Origin of the sequence: Pedobacter riviphilus (genome assembly GCF_014692875.1) — a bacterium.
GTDB classification, from domain to species: Bacteria; Bacteroidota; Bacteroidia; order Sphingobacteriales; family Sphingobacteriaceae; genus Pedobacter; species Pedobacter riviphilus.
This window is the reverse complement of the sequence record NZ_CP061171.1, coordinates 4,397,441-4,419,054: the sequence shown is the minus strand read 5'-3', so window position 1 is coordinate 4,419,054 and position 21,614 is coordinate 4,397,441. Positions and strand designations below refer to the sequence as shown.

The following is a 21,614-nucleotide window of genomic DNA, read 5'->3' as shown; positions in this document are numbered from 1 at the left end:
TTGCCTACATGATGCAGAACCTCTATTCCTAAATCTGATGGAAGTGAACATTCCGATCCTTCATCGGAATAAAACGGACGGCAGGACTGATTCAGCCAAAAGTACCGGAGCATTCATTTCCTGATAATAAATGAGGTTACTTTTCCAACATGCTTAATATAGCCTTAAAAGTTTTTGCTTTCAATTCTTCCAAATCCTCAGCTACTAAACCTTTTACCTCGATAGCTTCGCCAAATACAGTTTTAATCAATCCGGGATTTAGCATAAGTGGGGCTGTACGCGGTAAATGTGCCCTACTGTTCAATATGGCAAAAGGTAAAACGGGTGTCTGCGTTTCTATGGCTAAACGAAATGCCCCATCATAAAATGGATTTAAAGGTTGATCGGATTTATTCATCGTGCCTTCGGGAAAAATCAAAATCGATTGCCCGTCGGCCAGGTCTTTCCGCAGCTCGGCTACAGAATGGTCGCGGCTTTCTCGGCTACTTCGATCAATCATCACCACCAAACGTTTGTAAATCCAGCCAAATACCGGTATTTTAAGCATTTCTATCTTTCCCAGCGGACTGAAAGCCTGTGGAATACAGATTACAATGGCAACCGCATCTAAAAACGAACTATGGTTACCTACGTAAATATAAGCCCGAGAAGTGTCAATTCTTTCTCCGTTGGCTGAAAACCATAGAAAAGTGATAAGACTAAAGCTCCATGCCCAGAATTTTAAAAAATAGAATGAAATTTTTCTTCCTGTTTTCTCTTTAAAAATACCAGTACTGAAGAGAATAAAGGGGCAAACAATAAGCATGAGTATAAAAAATACAATTGCCGAATAGAGTAAATAAAACCCTCCCAGTAGTTTTCTCATGATTATTAACGTTTATTTAACAGTTTGCAAGGTTAACAAATGTTAATTTTACAAAAATATTGATAGACAGGAAAGTATTTTTAATCCTTTTTTATTACGGGAGATAAATGGTTTCCCTTTCAAGATGTAACAATTAAGGCAGAAAACAAACAAGAAAACCAATCTGCTGTTAAAATAGAAACCTAATCAGCGCTATCAGATAATTTAACTTGCCATTTTAACGCAATGAAGCATTTGAAAATTATTCTTTTACTGATCATTTTAATACAGGGCTTAAAAATAAATGCCCAGGATTTTGTACTTAAGGGTGTAGTGATTGAAAAAGGCTCAAATGTGCGGGTTGCTTTGGCTGGCATTATCAATATACGTAGTAAAATGGGCACAACCAGCAACGATATTGGTATGTTTCAGTTAAAAGCCAGAATTGGCGATACGCTGCTCATTCAAAAAAGAAACCTGAATGAGCAAAAAGTGGTGGTTAAAACAGATGACGACCTACTTGTTTATTTAGTTAGAGGGAGTACAATGTTAGAGGAGGTTACGGTTAAAGGACAAACCAAAAAGCAGGAAATGGAAAGTATAAAAAGAGATCTGAAAAGAAATGGTTCGTTTTATGCTGGCAAACCGCCGTTAATTCTGTTAAACCCATTTGGAGGAAGTCCGATAACTTTTTTTTATGAGCTTTTTGGGAAAACACCAGCAAGAGCACGTAATTTTAACCGTTATTATAAAAAGGAGCTAAGTTTGATCGAGGTAGATAAATTTTTTAATAAGAGTTTAGTCTCGAACAATACTACATTAACAGGGAAAGATCTTGATAAATTTCTGCTCGATTATTACCCGACACGCAGCATGACCATTAATTGGAGCAATTACGATGCTGTTAAATACATCAAAGAATCGGCTAAAAAATACACTGATACTTTGAAGCACACAAATTAACACGCCATGAGAAACTTTAAATTTGTCTTTATACTCTTCGTTTTTACCTCAATCAGCTTTTTTGCAAAGGCACAGGATTTTATAGTGAAAGGGGTGGTAATTGAGAAAGGCTCAAATATCAGGATTGCATTATCAGAGATTACTAACCTACGTACTGGAATTGGTGTGGGGAGTAATGATATTGGTATGTTTCAGTTAAAAGCCAGAATGGGCGATACACTACTGGTAATTAAAAGGGATCTGATTGATCAGCGTGTTGTGGTAAACAGCGAAAAGGATCTCGTAATTTACCTGGTTAGGGGAAGTACTACACTTGCCGATGTAACCATCAGAGGAAATACAAAAAAAGAGGATTTAGACGAAATTAAGCGCGAATTTAAAAACAAGGGGGTATACAATGGGGTAAGACGACATTCTTATCGGCCATATTTAGTCCCTTAAATGCACTATATAACCTCATCGGCACAGATCCTAAAAATGCGCGGAGATTTGGTCGGTATGCCGACAATGAAATTAAACAATCGCAGATTGATGTATATTTTAATCAGAGCATTATTAAAAACAATACCGAATTGAGAGGTGATACCTTGGAGAAATACATGCTGAACTGCCGTCCTGAATTTGATAAAGCACAGTACTGGAACAGTTACGATTACATTAAATACATTAAAGAATCTTCAAAGAAATTTACAGATACGTTGGGGAAGGGGAAGTAGCTTTTAGTCAGGAGTCCGTAGTCCGACGTCGGAGGTCCGAAACGCTAACTCATTCGGGCAGTTAATTGATTAAACAGTTTATACAATTAAGCAGTAACGCTCCTGTCCAATGAACCAAAAACTATTGAACCAGTGTACTTTTTATATACTCAACGCTTCGCACGCTTTTTCAGCTGCTAATTTTTCGGCGTTTTTCTTATTGTAATCCCTACCGGTTCCATATTTTTCGCCCTCAACAATCGCACTGATGGTAAATAACTTGGCACTTTCACCTTCACTATTCTCTGCCAGTTCGAACATTACGTCTTTGCCATGGCGTTGGCACCACTCGATCAATTTACTTTTAAAATTGGTTTCTGTAAGTTCCAGGGTATGAATATCGATATGCGGTTTTACAATTCTACGCAACAAAAACTCTTTGGTAAAATTGTATCCTTTATCCATATAAATGGCACCGACAATGGCTTCAAAAGCATCGCCCAGCATCGAATTGTGTTTGGTTTGTATGCTAACCGAACGCTGATCGAACTGAATAAGCTTATCAAAACCAATTTTTTTTGCCAATTGGTTTAAATTAGCCCGGTTTACAATCTTCGAGCGCATTTCGGTTAAAAAACCTTCTTCTTTGTAGGGATAATGTTTAAAAAGTAGCTCTGCTATTACCGAACCCAGAACAGCATCGCCTAAAAATTCTAAGCGTTCGTTGCTGCTCCTGCTTCCATTTTTTAGCACCTTTGCTACAGATCGATGTCTGAACGCCATTTTATAGAGCGTAACATTGCCTGGAACAAAGCCTAAGATGTTTTTCAGCTTTTTAACAAACTCCTTTTCGGGAGAGAGATAAAGTTTATATAATTTTAATATCGGCATTAAATAAATAACACAATTAACGGCTAATTAGCATATTTAACTAAGTTATCTATTTTTAATTAGCATACAAAATTATATAGCAGGCTGTCTTAAATTAATCCTCGTATTTTTTAAAAATAACAGAAGCATTATGGCCACCAAAACCGAATGTATTACTTAAAGCGGCTCTAACAGTACGTTTTTGCGCCTTGTTAAAAGTAAAATTCAATTTAGGGTCAAATGCTGGATCATCAGTAAAGTGATTGATTGTTGGAGGAACAATATCATTTTTAACAGAAAGAATTGCTGCAATAGCCTCAATAGCTCCGGCAGCACCCAAAAGGTGGCCAGTCATCGATTTGGTTGAGCTGATGTTTAATCGATAAGCATCTTCACCAAATAATGTACCAATGGCTTTGGTTTCGCTAATATCACCGAGTGGTGTAGAAGTACCGTGTACATTGATATAATCTATATCAGCAGTTGTTAAACCAGCATCTTTAAGTGCGTTGGTCATTACCATTCTAGCGCCCAAACCTTCTGGATGCGGTGCCGTGATGTGATTGGCATCGGCACTCATTCCACCGCCCACAAGCTCTGCATAAATTTTTGCACCTCTTGCTTTTGCATGTTCGAGTTCTTCTAAAATAATTGTCCCTGCACCTTCTCCAGCTACGAAGCCATCGCGATCCTTATCAAAAGGACGTGATGCTGTTGCCGGATCTTCGTTACGTGTTGATAATGCATGCATGGCATTAAAACCACCCATACCTGCCTCATTGATGATGGCTTCTGAACCGCCACTAATAATTACATCAGCCATACCCAAACGGATATAGTTAAATGCATCAATCATGGCGTTTGTTGAAGAAGCACATGCCGAAACAGTTGCAAAATTTGGCCCACGCAGGCCGTATCTGATAGAGATATGCCCTGGAGCGATATCCACGATCATTTTAGGGATAAAAAATGGATTGTATCTTGGTGTACCATCTCCTTTAGCGAAATTAGAAATTTCATCCAGGAAAGTTTTCAATCCACCTATGCCCGCACCCCAGATTACTCCGATCCGGTTGGTATCTAATTTTTCAAAATCAAAACCACCATCCTTAACAGCCTCATCTGTTGCTACAAGAGCATATTGTACAAACGGATCTAGCTTGCGGGCTTCTTTTTTCTCCAAAAAGTCTTCAGGATTAAAATTTTTAACCTCGCATGCGAATTTGGTCTTGAACTTTTCAGTGTCAAAACCCTTAATAGGAGCAGCGCCACTCACCCCGTTAGTCAATCCTTCCCAAAAATCAGGAACATTATTGCCTATAGGAGTGAGCGCACCCAACCCTGTTACTACTACTCTTTTTAATTCCATTTATACTGAAAAAGCGTAATTCTATTTAACGTTTTTTTCCAAATAAGCAATCGCTTGGCCAACTGTACCGATGGTTTCAGCCTGATCATCAGGAATAGCTACATTGAATTCTTTTTCAAATTCCATAATCAATTCTACGGTATCTAAAGAATCTGCACCTAAATCGTTGGTGAATGAAGCCTCTGGCGTAACTTCGCTTTCGTCAACACCTAGTTTTTCTACGATAATAGCCTTAACTCTTGAAGCAATATCAGACATAATTTTATAATTTAATGGTTAAATAATTCTGTGCAAAGAAAAATAAATTCTTACAATTTTCAAATGTTTTTATTTCGATACGTAATTTTGGTATCTCAATAACACAGCGAATATAGAATTAGTTTTTTAATTTCGTTCTGTAAATAATTTATTTCGCTTTGAATAAGACTTACCTAAAACTTACCTTAGACCTTGATTTTATACTAATTGCGATCACAGCACCCTTAAAAGACTATGTACTTTGCCACAAAATTAATACCCGGCTAAATACACAATTTGAAAAAATAGAAGACCATGAAATATTTTTTAATATCGACGAACCAGCCTGGTCTTTCTCCAAATATTACTTTTTTGTAGAGCAAGGTGAGGTAGAATACTACTTAATTTGCAATAAAAGCAGCGATGGTTTTCTAATTCCGGAGATGAACAAAGTAGATTTTTTTATTATTATTAAAGAATTTATTGATAAGGAAGATTTGGATTATTTAATCAATGGTTTAAATAAACTGCCTGATATACAGGTGGCTGCAAAGATAGATCCGACCAAGTTAAAGAGCCGTGAGAATTTGGTAATATAAAAATTATATACTTGGTGTATTAAATACACTATATTTGACGGTTACAAACAAAGAACAAAAAAACAAAATATATAAATTTTAATGCAGTTTGATTATTTTAGATAATAATTAATGCTTTCTTAAACTGCATTGCTAAAATCAATTAATTAAATGAAACCTTTTCATTCGAGAACTAAAATTGTTGCCACGCTTGGGCCTGCATCAGCAAAACCAGATGTATTATATAGTATGTTTAACGCAGGTTTAGATGTTTGCCGGTTAAATTTTTCACACGGATCACAAGCAGATCACCAGGCGGTTTTGGATACCATCCGCGATTTAAACCAGAAATACGATTATAATGTAGGTATCCTTGCCGATTTACAAGGTCCTAAAATCCGTATCGGTTTAGTGAAAGAAGGTGGCATTAACCTGATCAATGGTAAAACTACCGTAATTACAACTACCGAATGCATTGGTAACGAAGAACGTATTTACATTACTTACCAAAACTTCCCTCAGGATGTTCAGGCTGGCGAAATTATTCTTTTGGATGATGGAAAGCTTCAGATGAAAGTGATTTCTACCAATTTAAAAGATGAAGTAGTTTGTGAGGTTGTTCACGGTGGTATTTTAACTTCAAGAAAAGGTGTAAACCTTCCAAATACTAAAGTTTCTATTCCTTCATTAACACCAGAAGACCGCGAAAACTTAGAATTTGTTTTAGAAAACGATGTAGAATGGATCGGTTTATCTTTTGTGCGTAAGGCAGAAGATATTATCGAACTTAAAAAGATTATTGCTGAGCGTGGTAAAACAGCACGTGTAATTGCTAAAATAGAAAAACCAGAGGCTATTGCGAACATCGACGAAATTATTGCTGCAACAGATGGTATTATGGTTGCCCGTGGCGATTTGGGTGTTGAATGTCCGATGGAAGAGGTTCCATTGTTACAGAAAATGATTGTTGCTAAATGTAGAGCAGCTTCTAAACCTGTAATTGTAGCTACACAAATGTTAGAGAGCATGATCACTACCCCTCGCCCAACACGTGCAGAGGTAAATGATGTGGCCAACTCTGTTTTAGATGGTGCTGATGCAGTGATGTTAAGCGGCGAAACTTCAGTTGGAGAATTTCCACTCATTGTAATCGAAACCATGCAAAAAATTATCCAGAACATTGAGCAGAACAATTATCCTTTCAATCCTGATAAGTTTTTAAAACCAAAATCGCCATCTTTCTTAAGTGATGCGATTTGCGATTCAGCTTGTTTCTTAGCGAAACAAACTAACGCCGTAGGTATTGTATCGATGACTTTAAGCGGTTACACTGCTTTCGAAATCTCAAGTCACCGTCCGGAAGCTTTAACCTTTATTTTTACCAGCAACAGGGCATTATTAAATGCAGTAAGTTTACTTTGGGGTGTAAGAGGTTTCTATTACGATAAGTGGGAAAGTACAGATAACACTATCATTGAGGTAAACGAGTTCTTAAAAAGCAAGAAACTGGTTAAACAAGGTGATATCATTATCAATACTGCCGCTATCCCAATAGAAGCAAAAGGTAAAACCAATATGTTAAAAATTACGGTTATAGATTAATTTCTGATATCATATTTATAAAATGCTCCTGATTTTGATCGGGAGCATTTTTTTTATCAATAAAAAATATACTTTTGCAATCCAGCACGGAGAGGTGTCAGTCCGAAGGACCCCTATGGGGAGTGTTGATCGAGCACGCTTGGAAAGTAGTGACTAATAAATTAATCTTTGTGCAATAAAAGATAATTATGTTTTATAGTTATATTTTGAAAAGCGAGAAAGATGGGAAGTACTATTATGGGAGTATTGAAAACCTGGAAATAAGATTAATCAAGCATAATAGGGGAGATGTAAAATCGACGAAAGCTAGGCGCCCTTTCATCATTCACTTTTTTGAAGAATTTAATTCAAGAAGTGAAGCTTTTAGAAGAGAACAATATTATAAGTCTGTAAATGGCTACATTTATTTGAAACAAAATAAAATCATATAACCGGAGAGGTGTCAGAGTGGTCGATCGAGCACGCTTGGAAAGCGTGTGTACTGCAAGGTACCGCGGGTTCGAATCCCGCCCTCTCCGCTTTAGATCTATCCCAAGTTCTAATTAAAAGAATGCCTAAACTCCAAGGGAGATAAATGCGTTTTTGTTTTAAAGAACTTACTAAATGATTGTGGATGCTCAAAACCCAGCTGGTAGGCAATTTCACTTACTGATAATTCAGTCGTCGAAAGTTTTTCTTTTGCTTTTTCAACTAACTTTTCGTGAATAAGTTGCTGGGTATTCTGTCCAGTCAAAGCCCTGAGCATATCGCTTAAATAACGTGGCGAAAGGTTTGCCTCTGCGGCTAGGTATTCAACTGTTGGCAATCCGCTAACCAAAGATTTTTCATCAGTAAAATAATTCTCCAATAAGTGTTCTATTTTAGTTAATACATCATTATTTACCACCTTTCTGGTAATAAACTGACGTTTGTAAAAACGGTTGCTATAATTGAGCAACACTTCGATGTAAGACACCAGCACATCCTGGCTAATTTCATCTATAGAAGTGTTCAGTTCTTCATTAATATTATCGAATAGTCCTAAAATTATTTTCTTCTCCTTGTCTGACAGAAATAACGCTTCATTGGTTTCGTAAGAGAAGAAACCATATTTCTTTATGGTCGATCCTAGCGGATAGTTCCGGATGAGGTCGGGGTGGAACAGAAGTGTAGCCCCATAATATTTAGCTTCATTATCTGCATAAATCAACTGGTTTGGTGAGGTAAACATCATACCGCCCTCGTTAAAGTCGTAATAACCCTGCCCATAGCCCATTCGGCCTGTTGTTGAATATTTATAGGAAATCTTATAAAAGTTGAAAAAAAACGGACGGTCTAACATTTCTGTATTGGTGGCCATCAGCGAATTATCGACCAAACTGATCAACGGATGCGTGGGTCTAGGAACCTGCAGCAACGCATGTATTTCAGAGATTGTTGAAATGCGTAAAGGGGCTTTCTTTTCCATAATATAAAAGTACAAATATTAGGGCAACACAAAATATTGGGTTTGCATTGCCCTCGGTAATTAATTACCTAAAAATACCTTGGCAAAATCGGCTCTGAAAGCTTCATCACCCTGTGCCAGTCGCTGTGCATATAAGGCCTTGGCATCTTCACCAGCTACATAACGCAGTTTGTTTTTGCCATCTGTAGCCGCTTCGTATACAACTGCAGCAATTTGCTCAGGAGAAGAAGCCGTTTCCATCATTGAACCAAAACCTGCCATCATTGATTGTACCATCGGATCATAATCTTCGTTGCTTGCCAGTTCTAAAGAACGGCCCGAAAAATCTGTTGCAATTCCTCCTGGCGATACGGTTTTGATGTTTACACCAAAAGTGTTCAGCTCAAAAGCCATGCTTTCGCTCCAGCCTTCCAATGCCCATTTTGTAGCATGATAGGTTGAGCCTAGCGGGAAAGCGATTAATCCGCCGATAGAAGTTGTTGCGATAAACAAACCTTCTTTCTTTGCTCTGAAATAAGGGATGAATGCCTGCGTAACACGGATTACACCTAACAGATTTGTGTTAAGCTGTTTTACGATCTGTTCGTCGCTCAGTGCTTCTAATGGCCCAATTAAACCATAACCAGCATTGTTAAATACTACATCTACACCTTGTTCAATTGCTTTTTTTGTAGTTGATTGAATCTGAGCAAGGTTGGTCACATCCAAAGGAAGTACGGTAACGTTGCTTAATGCACTTAATTCTGTATCTTTTTCAGGGTTGCGCATGGTAGCAATTACATTCCAACCTTTGCGCTGAAATAATTTGGCAGCAGCATTTCCCAAACCTGTAGAAGCTCCTGTAATAAAAATTGTCTTTTGCATTTTCTATTGTTTTAAATTAACAATACAAAGTTGCGGCAAAGCGCAGATGCTGATGTAGCCAAATTGAGTTTGCTTGTAGTCTAAATGACAGCTGTTTTTTTTGAAAGGGGGGAAGCTAAAGCGCCTTATTTGAGAGAAAATCCAGGTAATTTTACCTTAATTATTGTCGCTTTGCTGTAAGGATAACGCCAATACTTGCACCATTATTGCGCTTGGAAAAATATAGTTAAAAAACGTTGTTTTCATGTGTTATAGCCTATATTTTTGAGCTTGTTCCTTAAAAATGTGATTAAAAGGTGCAAAATTTCTACCAAATTAAAACAGTAAGAATATGGGTAATTATGTAATTGGTTTTTACGAAATCGGCAGGTCTGAAATTTTAGAAGCAGGCGGCAAAGGCGCCAACCTTGGTGAGCTATCCAAAATTGAAGGGATAAAAGTGCCCGATGGCTTTTGCATTACAACCAGGGCCTATGAAAAAATAACGGCAAACAATAAGCAGTTTAACGATTTGTTGGACGAATTAAGCCAGCTTAAAGCAGCAGATCTGCATGCCGTTAGTAAAACCAGCGCCAAAATCAGGACACTTATTGAAAACATATCCATTCCGGATGATATTGCCCAAGAGATCGGAAAGCATCTTGCCAATTTTCACAGATATGAAGCCTTTGCTGTGCGGTCTAGTGCTACCGCTGAAGACCTTCCATCAGCATCTTTTGCCGGTCAGCAGGACACCTACCTGAACGTTATCGGAGAAGCAGCTGTCCAAAAACATATCAGCAAGTGCTGGGCATCATTATTTACCGATAGGGCGGTAATTTATCGTATTCAAAACGGTTTCGATCACCGTAAGGTGCAATTGTGTGTAGTGGTGCAGCAAATGGTCTTTCCGCAAGCGGCGGGGATTTTGTTTACTGCTGACCCGGTTTCCGGGAATCGGAAAATGTTATCCATTGATGCCAGCTTTGGGCTGGGTGAAGCACTGGTTTCGGGCCTGGTAAATGCCGATAATTATCAGGTGAGCAATGGGCGTATTATCAATAAAAAAATATTAACCAAGAAGCTGGCTATTTATGCCTTAAAGGATGGTGGTACAAAATCTCATGCACTTTCAGCGGAAGAGCAAAATAAGCAAGTGCTTACCGATGAACAGATTTTGCAGCTTGAGCAGTTGGGGCGGAAGATCGAAGCACATTTTGGTAGTCCCCAGGATATTGAATGGTGTTTGCTCGACGATATCTTTTATATCGTTCAAAGTAGGCCAATTACTACTTTATATCCCATTCCAGAAACAAACGATACTGAAAATCATGTGTATATATCTGTAGGCCATCAACAAATGATGACTGATGCCATGAAACCACTAGGGTTATCATTGTGGCAGTTAAGAGCTGCCAGACCAATGTTTAGTGCCGGAGCGAGGTTGTTTGTTGATGTAACAGATAGTTTGTCTACCCCAGCTGGGAGGGAGAATCTATTAGATGCGATGGGGCAACATGATCCGCTCATCAAAGATGCATTGATTACCATCACAGAAAGAGGAGACTTTATAAAACAACTACCAGATGATGGAAAAGGACCCGTGCTGGTCAAGAGTACTAAGGGCCTGTCGGCTGCCGATATTTTAGCGCAAATAGGAAACGACCCTGCTATCGTTGCTGGTCTGATTAAAACTAATGCGGCATCAGTAGAAACATTAAAACAAAATATCCAAACGAAATCAGGACAGGATCTATTTGATTTTATCCTGGAAGACATCGAGCAATCAAAGAAGATGATATTTGATTCTCAACATATGGGGGTGATTATCGCCGCAATGAATGCTTCATCCTGGATCAATGAAAAGATGGAAGAATGGTTGGGTGAAAAAAATCCAGCTGACACACTGTCTCAGTCGGCACCCAACAATATTACTTCAGAAATGGGCTTGGCACTATTGGATGTTGCAGATGTAATCCGTCCTTATCCAGAGCTAATTAATTATTTACAAGAGACAAAAAAGAATGATTTTTTAGATGATCTGATTCAATTTGATGGTGGAAAGGAAACCCGGAATGCAATCTATGCATATCTCGAAAAATACGGAATGCGGTGTGCGGGAGAAATTGATATTACGAACACACGCTGGCGCGAAAAACCATCCATATTAATTCCCTTAATCCTCAGCAATATCAAAAACTTTGAGCCCAATGCTGGTAAGCGGAAATTTGAGCAGGGGAAACAGGAAGCTTTAAAAAAGGAAAATGAATTATTAGGTAGATTGACTCATTTACCAGATGGTGAACAAAAAGCCCTGGAAACAAAACAAATGATCAGTTTGCTCCGAAATTTTGCCGGTTATCGTGAATATCCAAAATACGGTATTGTTAACCGCTTTTTTGTTTATAAGCAGGCTTTACTAAAAGAAGTCGAAAAACTCGTAGATGCTCATGTTTTTCATGAAAAGGAAGATAGCTATTACCTCACTTTTGAAGAACTTCGTGAAGCGGTACGCATGCATCAAATTGATTACCAGCTTATTGTTGAGCGAAAAGAAGAGCACAGCAAATACGAGAAACTTACGCCTCCACGGGTAATTACCTCTGATGGCGAAGTTATTATGGGTAAGTACAATCGCAAGAACCTTCCGGCAGAGGCCATTGTAGGTTTAGCGGTCTCTTCAGGAATGATTGAGGGGCGGGCACGGGTAATCCTAAACATGGAAGATGCTGACCTGGAAGATGGAGATATACTGGTCACCCCATTTACAGATCCCAGCTGGACTCCATTGTTCGTTTCAATAAAAGGTCTGATTACAGAAGTTGGTGGATTAATGACGCATGGTGCTGTAATTGCAAGAGAATATGGCCTGCCAGCTGTGGTTGGTGTAGAAAATGCCACCAAACTGATTAAAGACGGGCAGCGTATTAGGTTGAACGGAACGGATGGGTATGTGGAAATATTAAAAAATTAAACAAATAGGCCATCATATATAACGGCCTATTTGCATTGATAATCTCAATTTATTTCCTCATCGAAATCACTGTTTGTAAAATGACTGAAGTCATTACGAAAGCCAAACCGATATAAAATGACAGGTTCAATTCTTTACCCTCGTTAAAAAACATAAAGGCAAGTATTATTGCATAAACAGGTTCCAGGTTAAAGCTGAGGTTTACCGTAAAAGCAGAAATACGCTTTAAAGATTCGGCAAACAAGACATACAGGCCAACAGTACAAAAAGAGGCCAGTAAAATGAGGTAGCCTGTATCTTTCATGCTTGGGATTATGGTTTCGACAGGAAAGAAATGTAGATACATAGGAAGTAAAATGCCCAAGCCTACTGTTCCGCCAAACATCTGATAATAGTTGATAAGCCTACTGTCGTAAATTTTTACCAATCTTTCGTTATAAATGGTATGAAGTGCGGCAAAAGCAGAAGAGATTACACCTAAACCAATGCCCAGCTGATAGGACGAATCGAAGTGGAAAATCAAAGCGATGCCGAACAAGGTAAGCAAGCTTAACAATATTTCTGACAGATTAAACCGATATCGGTTAATAAGGGGCGCAAAAATTGCCGTGAAAAAGCTGGTTAAACAGTAGCATACCACTCCGACTGAGATATTCGAATACTTAATGCTGGCATAGAAAAACACCCAGTGCACCGTAATAAACATCCCTATTTTTGAAATGTTAAATTTCTCGTTTAGTTTAATGTCGGTTTTTACCTTAAATAGTTTTAAAACCAACCATAAAATAATTGCGGAGAAAAGGACCCTGTACCAAACTAAAAGACCTTCATTGAGGGATATAAGCTTACCGAATATGCCGGTAAAGCCTGCAAGTATTACAGCAAAGTGTAATACCAAATATGATTTTTTCATAAAGAGTTATCTGCCGTCCTGAAAAGGACAAGAATTAAAAATTAATAAATAAACGCAATATCAACTGCCAATAAAATAACCCGACAGCTTGACTATTGCATACAACTACACTATTTATTAAAATTTTGGTGGCGAAATAATGCTCTTTTTGTTCATATCTATTGTTTGAGATAAAGATAATAAAAATGTTATATAGTCAAAAGCCCGATGTCAGAAGTTAAGTTGTAAATAAATAGCCCACAAATTTGTGCACTCTATGCCTTCCCTATATGCCCTTTGTAGTTAATAAAGGATACGTCGCATGAATTTATATCAAGATTGATACCCATCATTTCCTAAAACAGTCTTATTTTTAGCGCAAGATTAACTAACATGATGAATAGATATTGGCTTACCGTAATGGCTTGTACTTTGGCCATTACAGCAAATGCTCAGCAGAAAGCTTTAACCGTTAAAGATTACGAAAGAGCGGAAAGTTTTATGAGCTACAATACAGCGAAGTACATCGACCATTCCACTGTGCAACCTAACTGGCTTGAAGGTGATAAATTTTGGTATACTACTAAAGCGAATGGTGCTGAACAAACTTTTTTGGTAGATCCGGTAAAGAAAACCAAAACGCTAACTACCGATTATAAAAGCAGTGCAACACCATCACGTGGTGGGGCTGGCCGCAATGAAGTTTTATCTCCCGATAGAAAAAAAGCCATTTTAATCAAAGATTATAACCTCTTTGTTAAAGATGTAGCTACAGGGAAATTAACCCAACTAACTACTGACGGTATTAAAGATTATGGTTATGCTACCGATAATGCGGGATGGAAACATAGTGATGGACCAATTTTGCGCTGGTCGCCTGATTCGAAAAAGATAGCCACTTTTCAGCAAGATCAGCGTAATTCGAAAGATATGTACCTGGTAACTACTAATGTTGGAGCCCCAACGTTAAAAGCCTGGAAATATCCTTTGCCTGGTGATAAACAGATCGCGACCATCAGAAGGGTAATTATTGATGTTGAAAATCCAAAGATAATTTCGCTTAACATTCCTGCAGATCAACACCGCGCTACCTTAAGCGATGATATTTCGAGCAGTGGTACCTTTGATGATATCGATTGGAAAGCCGATGGCACTGAAGTAGCATTTCTGTCTACTTCCCGCGATCATAAAAATGAAAAATTCCGCATTGCCAATGCCACAACAGGTGCTGTTCGCGAAGTTTTCGAAGAAACCGTAAAAACACAGTACGAATCTGGCCAGGGCGCTATCAACTGGCGTTATCTTCCTGCCTCTAATGAAATTATCTGGTATTCTGAAAGGGATAACTGGGGACATCTGTATTTATATGATTCAAGCAACGGCAAACTAAAAAACCAGATTACCAAAGGCGATTTTGTGGTTTCACGTTTGGTTAAAGTAGACGAAAAAACACGTACGCTTTATTTCATGGCTAACGGTCGCGAAAAAGGTAATCCTTATTTCAGTTACCTGTATAAAATTGGTTTCGATGGGAAAAATTTAACCCTTTTAACGCCAGAAGCTGGTAATCACCAGGTCGTATTTTCTCCATCTTTCGAATATTTTGTAGATAGTTACTCGCAGCCTGATGTACCTGGCGTTACCGTTTTAAGAAGTATCAACGGTAAACTAATCAATACCTTAGAGAAAACAGATGTATCGAGGTTGGCCGCCGCAGGTTGGAAAGCACCTATTCCGGTTACTGTTAAGGCCAAAGATGGTAAAACAGATATCTATGGACTGGTTTTTACACCAACCAAAATGGATGCCGGGCAGAAATATCCGGTTATCGATTATATTTATCCGGGCCCTCAGGGTGGTAGTGTAGGCAGTTGGTCTTTTGCGGCTTCACGTGGAGATAATCAGGCTTTAGCCGAGCTGGGCTTTATTGTAGTCGTAATAGAAGGAACCAGTAATCCCGACCGCTCTAAAAGCTTCCATGATATGAGCTATGGCAATATGGCCGAGAATACCTTGCCTGATCAGATTGCAGCCATCAGACAGCTTTCTGCCAATTATCCTATTGATACAACTAAAGTAGGTATCTGGGGACACTCAGGCGGAGGCTTTGCCACTGCTGCGGCCATGTTCCGCTATCCGGATTTCTTTAAAGTAGGAATTTCTGAATCAGGTAATCACGACAACAGAAACTATGAGGACGATTGGGGCGAACGTTATAATGGCTTGGTAGAAAATTCGGATTACGAAGCACAGGCCAACCAAAACTACGCCAAAAACCTAAAAGGAAAACTGATGTTGGTACATGGTATGATGGACGACAATGTACCACCTTACAATACATTATTAGTAGTTGAGGCATTAGAAAAAGCAAACAAATCTTTCGATCTGGTGATTTTTCCAAATAGTGCACACGGTTATGGTGATTACTCACCTTATATGACGCGTCGCCGTTGGGATTACTTTGTACAACATCTTTTAGGAGCAGAGCCACCTAAAGATTATCAAATGAAAGCTAATACAAAATAACTTTAAGAGGCTGTATCATATTTGTAATTCTATTAGAATTTGTCACGTTGAGCTTGTCGAAACGCCTTTCGAGATATTTAAACAGGTCCTTCGACAGGCTCAGGATGACAATTCTATATTTATGAAACAGCCTCTTTTTTATTTATATTACCTATCGATAAAACAAAGCACCTTTTTTCAAGCTTTTGTTAATTAAGCAAATCATATTATGGGAAAAACCAAAGGTCAGAATAATGTTATCATCACAGGTGCTACAGGAATGGTAGGTGAAGGGGTATTAATGCAATGCCTAAACAGCCCTAAGATTGATACTGTTTTAGTGATTAACCGCAAACCGTGTGGTTATAGCCATCCAAAGCTTAAGGAGATCATCCATCCCGATTTTTTCGATTTTTCGCAGATTGAAAATCAGCTTTCGGGTTACAATGCCTGTTTTTTTTGTTTGGGAATTACCTCAGTAGGTGTTGATGCCGATACTTATTATAAAATGACTTATACCCTAACCATGCATGTTGCCGAAACGTTAAGCAAGCTGAATGCTGATATGACTTTTTGTTATGTTTCTGGAGGTGGAACGAATGAAAATGGCCGTTTAAAATGGGCCCAGGTAAAGGGGAAAACTGAAAACGATCTGATGAGATTACCTTTCGCTCAGGTGTTTAATTTTCGCCCGGGTTTTATTAAACCGTTGCTAGGACAGAAATACGCTCATAAATTTTATGCTTATATCAATTGGTTATTTCCTATTGGAAGGGCTATTTACCCAAGTGGTTTCTGTACCATGGCCGAACTGGCACAGGCGATGATCAATACCTTGAGCCATAATGGTGAAAGGCGGATTTTGGAGGGCAAAGACATCATTGCTTTAGCTAAAGAATAAGCTCAGGTACCGCTTAGGTACCCGAGCTCATCTTCAGCAGGTTTAAGGATTTAGTTTAGGTTAATTGATTATTTTGGGGTTAATATAAAACAGCGGTTGCGTCTTTATCTTTTTGAGATAATACGGTTGCACCCGAGCCGCATTGGCCACCGTTCATGAGCGACTGGGAATCTGTTCCGGTAACACCAGGAACATTTGTTGCAGTTGACTCGCCTTGGGCTGCCCAGTTGGTATGTCTGAATGAGATGCAGTGACCAAATTCATGACAAATGGTTCTGGCACGTTGAGCAAATGAATTACCCGCAATGTAACTTTTATTGATTTTGATTAAAGCACCTGCGCTTCCGCCCGATGGGAACTGCCCCTGGCCACAAACACCCGAACCTAAATTTTCATCTTTGATCAGGATGTCATAAGGTGCCGAGGTTACAATATTAAGGCGTAGTGTAGAACCAGATACACCATTCCATTGTGCAATGGCATTATTAATTTCGCTGCTCATTGAAGTCATAGATGGGTCTACAAAAACTCTGATATTTAGCTTATTAGTGCTGTTTACAATACTTCCGGTATAATACTGCTCTGTTTTTGGCCCAGCGCCATTAGTCGTAATTACCATGTTTTTAGGAAATATAATATCTTCTTCAACGATATATTCGTTTCCATTATCTACAATACTCGATTCGGGGAATCCTAGATTTTTAATGTGCTGTAAAACCTTATCGGCATTTTTTACAGTTTCTTGTGGTTCTGTTGTTGATGTTTCTTGGTTTTTTTTACATGCAGCAATTACAACTGCAACTGCAACCATCGCTACGATTGCGATTTTTTTTAGGTTTTTTTTCATTGGTAAAGAGGTTAGTTAATCCTTAAGAGCTGATGAAACAAATGTAACAGAACGTGTTACATGAATTTTAAGCAAGCCGCGAATTTTACACGAAAACTTAACTGGCATTTAGTGTGGCTGTTTAAAGCTGTTATTGTATTTAAAAATTTACACGAACAATCTGTTTTTATAGGTAATATTTTAGATATATAGAAATTGTTATGTGTTTTTGCTGCGATAAATAAATTTTAAATCATAGTAATATCAAATATTAAGTCTGATAAAAAAATAATTTCTGTTCTGATTTTACACTGCCATAGGGTTGTCAGTGGCTTGTATTTACTTTGTTTAACTAAAACAAAAAGACATGGTACAGGAACAATTATTCGCAGAAACAATGGAAGAAACTTCCCTTGTGTATTTAATGAAAAATTATGCTAACTATAATTTCTGGGCAAATTTAACCTTGGTAAATTGGTTAAAAAATCATCCGGAAGAATTATTGGAGCAGGAAGTATTATCAAGTTTTAAAAGTGTAAAGTTAACGCTCGCCCATATTTTACAGGCACAGGAGTATTGGTATTCAATTCTCACTAAAACCGAATTCGAATTTCGCGAATATGGAAGCTTGAATGATATTTTTCATGCGCTGTTGAAACAGTCAGAAAACTTAGCCGTTTATATTACTGCAATCAGTGAAGATAGATTTAACGAGAAAACTGAAATTCAAAGTCCTTGGTTTACTTCAGATTTTCAGAATTTTGAATATGTGTTACATGTTTTTAACCACAGCACCTACCACCGTGGCCAGATCATTACCATTTGCCATAATTTAGGAATAACAGGTGCTCCTATGACGGATTATAATTTCTATAATGTAATGGCAAAATAAAATACCATTCGTTAAATAATGGCTTGTTGGAAAATCTTATTCAATATGGATCTTCCGACAAGCCGTTTTGGTATATTAGGCTACCTACTATTATTTTTTATTGTCGTATTTTCTTTGATTGTCCTTGTTGGAAGTTTGATCTGACCGTTGGCCGCCACCATTGGTTATTCCCTGAATTTTTTTATCCGTTTTAACATCGTGGTTAGCCCGATCGGCTATTGAACTACCTTGAACCGTTGGATTGTTTTTTGGTGTGATCGTATTTTTCATAACGCAAAGATTTAGTGAATAAATTGCAGAGCGCTATAATAACAACCAATGTGGGATTGGATATGTTTTGATTTTTTGAAATTCTAATATTTCTCATGGCGTAGTCCGTCATTCCCAACTTGATTGGGAACCACGTAGTGCTCATGAATGCCTTTGAAGAGAAGAAAGCTTATGAATAATCGTAATGCAATAAGCTTTAAGATTCCTCCTTCGAGGGAATGACGCTCGACTAAGTAAACCTAGTACAACAAAAATATAGTTGGTTGCTTATGCAGGTCTATTTCTTCTTTGCGCCAATTGTAAACGCTTTGGGTTTTAATAAATTCATCCTCTGCGGTGAGGTTGCTGGCTACGCAAACCTGTGTATTGGGCTTGCAGCTTTTTAGCACTTCTTCAAAAAGCTGGTTATTGCGAAAAGGTGTTTCGATAAATATCTGTGTTTGTTTGTAACGGCTTGCCGATAAATCTAAATCTTTAATCCGCTTGGTACGTTGTTCTTTATCTATTGGTAAATAACCCCAAAAAGCGAAACTCTGTCCGTTAAAACCTGAGGCCATAAGGGCCAGTAAAATCGAGCTTGGCCCTACCAGTGGCACTACTTTAATACCACGTTTATGTGCTTCGGCAACAATATCTGCACCAGGATCGGCAATACCAGGGCAACCAGCTTCGCTCATTAAGCCTACGTCTTTTCCGGCAGCAAGCTCAACAAAAAACTGACCCAAATCTGTCCGGTTATGTTTACCATAATCGTGCACAATTAAATCTTTCTGCGGTGTTTTTAAACCTGCCTCTTTTAAAAAGCGACGGGCTGTTTTACTATTTTCTACAATGTAGGTATCAATCTGGTTAATGGTATCAACCAAATAAGGGGTAAAAGTTTTGTGTGCTACCTCTTCAGCCAATGGTACGGGAATAAGGTATAAAGTGCCTTTTTGCATGTTACAAAAATACTCACAATAAATAGAATTTAAGTTCTAAAGTTGATAGAACTGGCAATATAATCTCTTTTGTAAGCAAAGGTGTAGCAAATTTTATTTCTGACTGACTTATTTTCTGCACAATTAAACTTGGCTTAAAACGTTAAATATTAGTTAAATATGCCTTGTATGGCAATATTTGAGGGAAAATGCAAAAACTATGCTTGCATATTAAACCCTCGATAATTTTGGTTCTCTAATTGATACATACAGATTAGGTTATTAAAATAAACACACAAATGAAAACACTGAAATCTACGGCACTTGTGCTGGGGCTATTTGCGCTCCTTGCCGGAACCACAACCCTTGTCAGGGCACAAGACTACCAAAATGATTACCAGGATGATGGTTACAGCACTGGCAATATTTCTTTACAGACTTTTTACGATGAACTTTCGCCTTATGGCACCTGGATACAAGACCCACAATATGGATATGTTTGGCGCCCTGATGTAGATCAAAGCGAATTTCGCCCATATTATACAAATGGACGTTGGGCAATGACCGAATACGGTAATACTTGGGTTTCCAATTACGATTGGGGCTGGGCACCTTTCCACTACGGCCGTTGGGTAATTAACAGTTACAGGCAATGGATCTGGTTGCCAGATACCAATTGGGGACCAGCATGGGTAGATTGGAGAAGCGGTGACGGTTACTACGGATGGGCACCAATGGCGCCAAGCATTAGTATCAATTTAAGTTTTGGCCGCCGTTATGTGGTACCAGAATTTTGCTGGAACTTTATTCCACAGCGTAATATTTATATCAATACCTTCCCAAGGTACGATTATGGTCGCAACAATGTATATATCCGAAACACCACCATCATCAATAATACTTACGTTTATAATAGAAGAACATATTATGGTGGGCCAAGGGTTGAAGATATCAGACGTGCAACCAATAGAGACGTAACTGTTTATCGTTATGCCCAAAGTTCAAGACCTGGCGCAAGCAGGGTTGGTGGTAGAGAAGTTTCTATCTACAGACCAAGGCCTGAACGTAATTCAGTAGATAACCGTAATGCGGCGCCAAGAAGATTTGAACAAGGTAATGCCGGTATTAGCAGAGGTGGAAGGAATGAAGGTTATACCAATCGCGATCAAAGAGACGGTAGTAACAACGATAACCGTTTTGGATCGAGAGGAGATAACCGTAATGCACAACCTGATAGGAATAACGGTACCATAAGCAGAGATAATAATCAGTCTGGTAACAGGGGAGAAGTTTATAACAGAGATGCTAATGGACGTGCGAGCCGTGGCAATGCCAACGGAGTTGACGGAAGAAACGGACAAGAAAACGTAAATCGTGGTCAAGATCAGCAACGTTTTGAGCAGATGAGGCAACAACGTATGCAACAAGACCGTATGAGTCAAGATCAGCAACGTGCACAGCGCGATATGCAGACACAACAACGTGGTCAGATAGATCAGCAACAACGTGCAGCCCAAATGGAGCAACAAAGAGCACAGCGTAACGAGCAATTGCAACAACAACGCACACAACGCGATGCTCAGGTACAGCAACAACGTAATGAGCAGATGCAACAGCAGCGTGCACAACAGGCTCAGGCTCAACAACAAGAAAGGGCTCAGCGCGATGCACAGATGCAACAACAACGCAATGAGCAAATGCAGCAACAACGTGCACAACAGGCTCAGGCTCAGCAACAAGAAAGGGCTCAACGTAATGCACAGATGCAACAACAGCGCAATGAGCAAATGCAACAGCAACGTGCGCAACAAGCCCAACAACAACAGCAAGAAAGGGCACAACGTGATGCTCAAGCTCAACAACAAAGAGCTCAGGAACAGCAGCAGAGACAAGAACAAAGAAGATCGGAAGCGCCACAACAAAGAGGTGGCGGTGAAAGTGGAAGACCTTCAAGAGGTGGTAGAGGATAAATTGAAAAAGTCCCGA

At 38.7% G+C, this 21,614-nt stretch carries 21 protein-coding genes and 1 tRNA gene; 12 read left to right on the top strand and 10 right to left on the bottom strand.

Annotated features, from left to right (window positions below):
• Positions 1-136 precede the first annotated feature (136 nt).
• On the bottom strand, positions 137-865 hold the full coding sequence (locus H9N25_RS18115; protein WP_167297299.1) for a lysophospholipid acyltransferase family protein: 729 nt from the start codon (positions 863-865) through the stop codon (positions 137-139).
• Between the two features lie 225 nt (positions 866-1,090).
• Here H9N25_RS18115 and H9N25_RS18110 point away from each other — a divergent pair, with 225 nt between their 5' ends.
• From H9N25_RS18110 to H9N25_RS18100, 3 genes are all read left to right on the top strand, one after another.
• Positions 1,091-1,807, top strand: a complete 717-nt coding sequence (locus H9N25_RS18110; protein ID WP_190326784.1) for a hypothetical protein — start codon at positions 1,091-1,093, stop codon at positions 1,805-1,807.
• Positions 1,808-1,813: 6 nt separating this feature from the next.
• On the top strand, positions 1,814-2,248 hold the full coding sequence (locus tag H9N25_RS18105; protein ID WP_190326783.1) for a hypothetical protein: 435 nt from the start codon (positions 1,814-1,816) through the stop codon (positions 2,246-2,248).
• Positions 2,249-2,379: 131 nt separating this feature from the next.
• Positions 2,380-2,523 (top strand): hypothetical protein, encoded by a 144-nt coding sequence (locus H9N25_RS18100; protein ID WP_190326782.1) that lies wholly within the window; start codon positions 2,380-2,382, stop codon positions 2,521-2,523.
• A gap of 141 nt (positions 2,524-2,664) precedes the next feature.
• On the opposite strand, the gene rnc is transcribed toward H9N25_RS18100, so the two are convergent.
• The 3 genes from rnc to H9N25_RS18085 form a co-directional block, all read right to left on the bottom strand.
• The gene (rnc, locus tag H9N25_RS18095; RefSeq protein WP_086548051.1) at positions 2,665-3,393 is read right to left on the bottom strand and encodes a ribonuclease III; all 729 of its coding nucleotides are present in this window, start codon (positions 3,391-3,393) and stop codon (positions 2,665-2,667) included.
• Between the two features lie 94 nt (positions 3,394-3,487).
• A complete protein-coding gene (gene fabF, locus H9N25_RS18090; RefSeq protein WP_167297296.1) occupies positions 3,488-4,741 on the bottom strand; it encodes a beta-ketoacyl-ACP synthase II in 1,254 nt (417 codons plus the stop codon).
• A gap of 21 nt (positions 4,742-4,762) precedes the next feature.
• On the bottom strand, positions 4,763-4,999 hold the full coding sequence (locus H9N25_RS18085; protein WP_008508386.1) for an acyl carrier protein: 237 nt from the start codon (positions 4,997-4,999) through the stop codon (positions 4,763-4,765).
• 158 nt (positions 5,000-5,157) lie between these two features.
• On the opposite strand from H9N25_RS18085, the gene H9N25_RS18080 reads away from it, so the two are divergent.
• From H9N25_RS18080 to H9N25_RS18065, 4 genes are all read left to right on the top strand, one after another.
• Complete coding sequence (locus tag H9N25_RS18080; protein ID WP_057931852.1) at positions 5,158-5,577, top strand: IPExxxVDY family protein; 420 nt, start codon at positions 5,158-5,160, stop codon at positions 5,575-5,577.
• A gap of 150 nt (positions 5,578-5,727) precedes the next feature.
• Positions 5,728-7,158 carry a pyruvate kinase gene (gene pyk, locus H9N25_RS18075; RefSeq protein ID WP_190326781.1) on the top strand — a complete coding sequence of 477 codons (1,431 nt, stop codon included), beginning with the start codon at positions 5,728-5,730 and terminating at the stop codon, positions 7,156-7,158.
• 188 nt (positions 7,159-7,346) lie between these two features.
• Entirely contained in the window at positions 7,347-7,589 is a 243-nt protein-coding gene (locus H9N25_RS18070) for a GIY-YIG nuclease family protein (RefSeq protein ID WP_190326780.1), read from the top strand.
• Positions 7,590-7,591: 2 nt separating this feature from the next.
• A tRNA-Ser gene (locus tag H9N25_RS18065) sits at positions 7,592-7,676 on the top strand.
• Positions 7,677-7,696: 20 nt separating this feature from the next.
• On the opposite strand, the gene H9N25_RS18060 is transcribed toward H9N25_RS18065, so the two are convergent.
• Entirely contained in the window at positions 7,697-8,605 is a 909-nt protein-coding gene (locus H9N25_RS18060; protein WP_190326779.1) for a helix-turn-helix domain-containing protein, read from the bottom strand.
• A gap of 60 nt (positions 8,606-8,665) precedes the next feature.
• On the bottom strand, positions 8,666-9,469 hold the full coding sequence (locus H9N25_RS18055; RefSeq protein WP_190326778.1) for an SDR family oxidoreductase: 804 nt from the start codon (positions 9,467-9,469) through the stop codon (positions 8,666-8,668).
• Positions 9,470-9,800: 331 nt separating this feature from the next.
• Between H9N25_RS18055 and ppsA the strand changes: the two genes are divergently transcribed.
• On the top strand, positions 9,801-12,422 hold the full coding sequence (gene ppsA, locus H9N25_RS18050) for a phosphoenolpyruvate synthase (RefSeq protein WP_190326777.1): 2,622 nt from the start codon (positions 9,801-9,803) through the stop codon (positions 12,420-12,422).
• Between the two features lie 49 nt (positions 12,423-12,471).
• Here ppsA and H9N25_RS18045 read toward each other — a convergent pair whose 3' ends face one another.
• The gene (locus H9N25_RS18045; RefSeq protein WP_190326776.1) at positions 12,472-13,335 is read right to left on the bottom strand and encodes a DMT family transporter; all 864 of its coding nucleotides are present in this window, start codon (positions 13,333-13,335) and stop codon (positions 12,472-12,474) included.
• Between the two features lie 372 nt (positions 13,336-13,707).
• On the opposite strand from H9N25_RS18045, the gene H9N25_RS18040 reads away from it, so the two are divergent.
• Together H9N25_RS18040 and H9N25_RS18035 are read left to right on the top strand one after the other, a co-directional pair.
• A complete protein-coding gene (locus H9N25_RS18040; protein ID WP_223833430.1) occupies positions 13,708-15,840 on the top strand; it encodes a S9 family peptidase in 2,133 nt (710 codons plus the stop codon).
• Between the two features lie 208 nt (positions 15,841-16,048).
• Positions 16,049-16,720: an NAD-dependent epimerase/dehydratase family protein gene (locus tag H9N25_RS18035; RefSeq protein WP_190326775.1), complete on the top strand. Its 672-nt coding sequence runs from the start codon at positions 16,049-16,051 to the stop codon at positions 16,718-16,720.
• A 79-nt stretch (positions 16,721-16,799) separates the two neighbouring features.
• Here H9N25_RS18035 and H9N25_RS18030 read toward each other — a convergent pair whose 3' ends face one another.
• A complete protein-coding gene (locus H9N25_RS18030) occupies positions 16,800-17,567 on the bottom strand; it encodes a M57 family metalloprotease (RefSeq protein ID WP_190326774.1) in 768 nt (255 codons plus the stop codon).
• A gap of 346 nt (positions 17,568-17,913) precedes the next feature.
• Between H9N25_RS18030 and H9N25_RS18025 the strand changes: the two genes are divergently transcribed.
• Complete coding sequence (locus H9N25_RS18025; protein ID WP_208399027.1) at positions 17,914-18,438, top strand: DinB family protein; 525 nt, start codon at positions 17,914-17,916, stop codon at positions 18,436-18,438.
• Positions 18,439-18,528: 90 nt separating this feature from the next.
• Here the strand turns inward: H9N25_RS18025 and H9N25_RS18020 are convergent, their stop codons facing one another.
• On the bottom strand, positions 18,529-18,708 hold the full coding sequence (locus H9N25_RS18020; protein WP_086548038.1) for a hypothetical protein: 180 nt from the start codon (positions 18,706-18,708) through the stop codon (positions 18,529-18,531).
• A 239-nt stretch (positions 18,709-18,947) separates the two neighbouring features.
• The gene (locus tag H9N25_RS18015) at positions 18,948-19,649 is read right to left on the bottom strand and encodes an SAM-dependent methyltransferase (RefSeq protein ID WP_029274984.1); all 702 of its coding nucleotides are present in this window, start codon (positions 19,647-19,649) and stop codon (positions 18,948-18,950) included.
• 278 nt (positions 19,650-19,927) lie between these two features.
• On the opposite strand from H9N25_RS18015, the gene H9N25_RS18010 reads away from it, so the two are divergent.
• Entirely contained in the window at positions 19,928-21,598 is a 1,671-nt protein-coding gene (locus tag H9N25_RS18010; protein ID WP_190326773.1) for a DUF6600 domain-containing protein, read from the top strand.
• Positions 21,599-21,614: the final 16 nt, after the last annotated feature.

Excerpts from the sequence above, each read along its gene's own strand:
- H9N25_RS18015 (WP_029274984.1), bottom strand. The coding sequence starts at position 19,649 with ATGCAAAAAGGCACTTTATACCTTATTCCCGTACCATTGGCTGAAGAG.
- H9N25_RS18085 (WP_008508386.1), bottom strand. The coding sequence starts at position 4,999 with ATGTCTGATATTGCTTCAAGAGTTAAGGCTATTATCGTAGAAAAACTA.
- ppsA (WP_190326777.1), top strand. The coding sequence starts at position 9,801 with ATGGGTAATTATGTAATTGGTTTTTACGAAATCGGCAGGTCTGAAATT.
- H9N25_RS18020 (WP_086548038.1), bottom strand. The coding sequence starts at position 18,708 with ATGAAAAATACGATCACACCAAAAAACAATCCAACGGTTCAAGGTAGT.
- H9N25_RS18060 (WP_190326779.1), bottom strand. The coding sequence starts at position 8,605 with ATGGAAAAGAAAGCCCCTTTACGCATTTCAACAATCTCTGAAATACAT.
- H9N25_RS18115 (WP_167297299.1), bottom strand. The coding sequence starts at position 865 with ATGAGAAAACTACTGGGAGGGTTTTATTTACTCTATTCGGCAATTGTA.
- H9N25_RS18045 (WP_190326776.1), bottom strand. The coding sequence starts at position 13,335 with ATGAAAAAATCATATTTGGTATTACACTTTGCTGTAATACTTGCAGGC.
- H9N25_RS18105 (WP_190326783.1), top strand. The coding sequence starts at position 1,814 with ATGAGAAACTTTAAATTTGTCTTTATACTCTTCGTTTTTACCTCAATC.
- H9N25_RS18055 (WP_190326778.1), bottom strand. The coding sequence starts at position 9,469 with ATGCAAAAGACAATTTTTATTACAGGAGCTTCTACAGGTTTGGGAAAT.
- H9N25_RS18110 (WP_190326784.1), top strand. The coding sequence starts at position 1,091 with ATGAAGCATTTGAAAATTATTCTTTTACTGATCATTTTAATACAGGGC.
- H9N25_RS18010 (WP_190326773.1), top strand. The coding sequence starts at position 19,928 with ATGAAAACACTGAAATCTACGGCACTTGTGCTGGGGCTATTTGCGCTC.
- H9N25_RS18070 (WP_190326780.1), top strand. The coding sequence starts at position 7,347 with ATGTTTTATAGTTATATTTTGAAAAGCGAGAAAGATGGGAAGTACTAT.
- rnc (WP_086548051.1), bottom strand. The coding sequence starts at position 3,393 with ATGCCGATATTAAAATTATATAAACTTTATCTCTCTCCCGAAAAGGAG.
- pyk (WP_190326781.1), top strand. The coding sequence starts at position 5,728 with ATGAAACCTTTTCATTCGAGAACTAAAATTGTTGCCACGCTTGGGCCT.
- H9N25_RS18035 (WP_190326775.1), top strand. The coding sequence starts at position 16,049 with ATGGGAAAAACCAAAGGTCAGAATAATGTTATCATCACAGGTGCTACA.
- fabF (WP_167297296.1), bottom strand. The coding sequence starts at position 4,741 with ATGGAATTAAAAAGAGTAGTAGTAACAGGGTTGGGTGCGCTCACTCCT.
- H9N25_RS18025 (WP_208399027.1), top strand. The coding sequence starts at position 17,914 with ATGGTACAGGAACAATTATTCGCAGAAACAATGGAAGAAACTTCCCTT.
- H9N25_RS18040 (WP_223833430.1), top strand. The coding sequence starts at position 13,708 with ATGATGAATAGATATTGGCTTACCGTAATGGCTTGTACTTTGGCCATT.
- H9N25_RS18030 (WP_190326774.1), bottom strand. The coding sequence starts at position 17,567 with ATGAAAAAAAACCTAAAAAAAATCGCAATCGTAGCGATGGTTGCAGTT.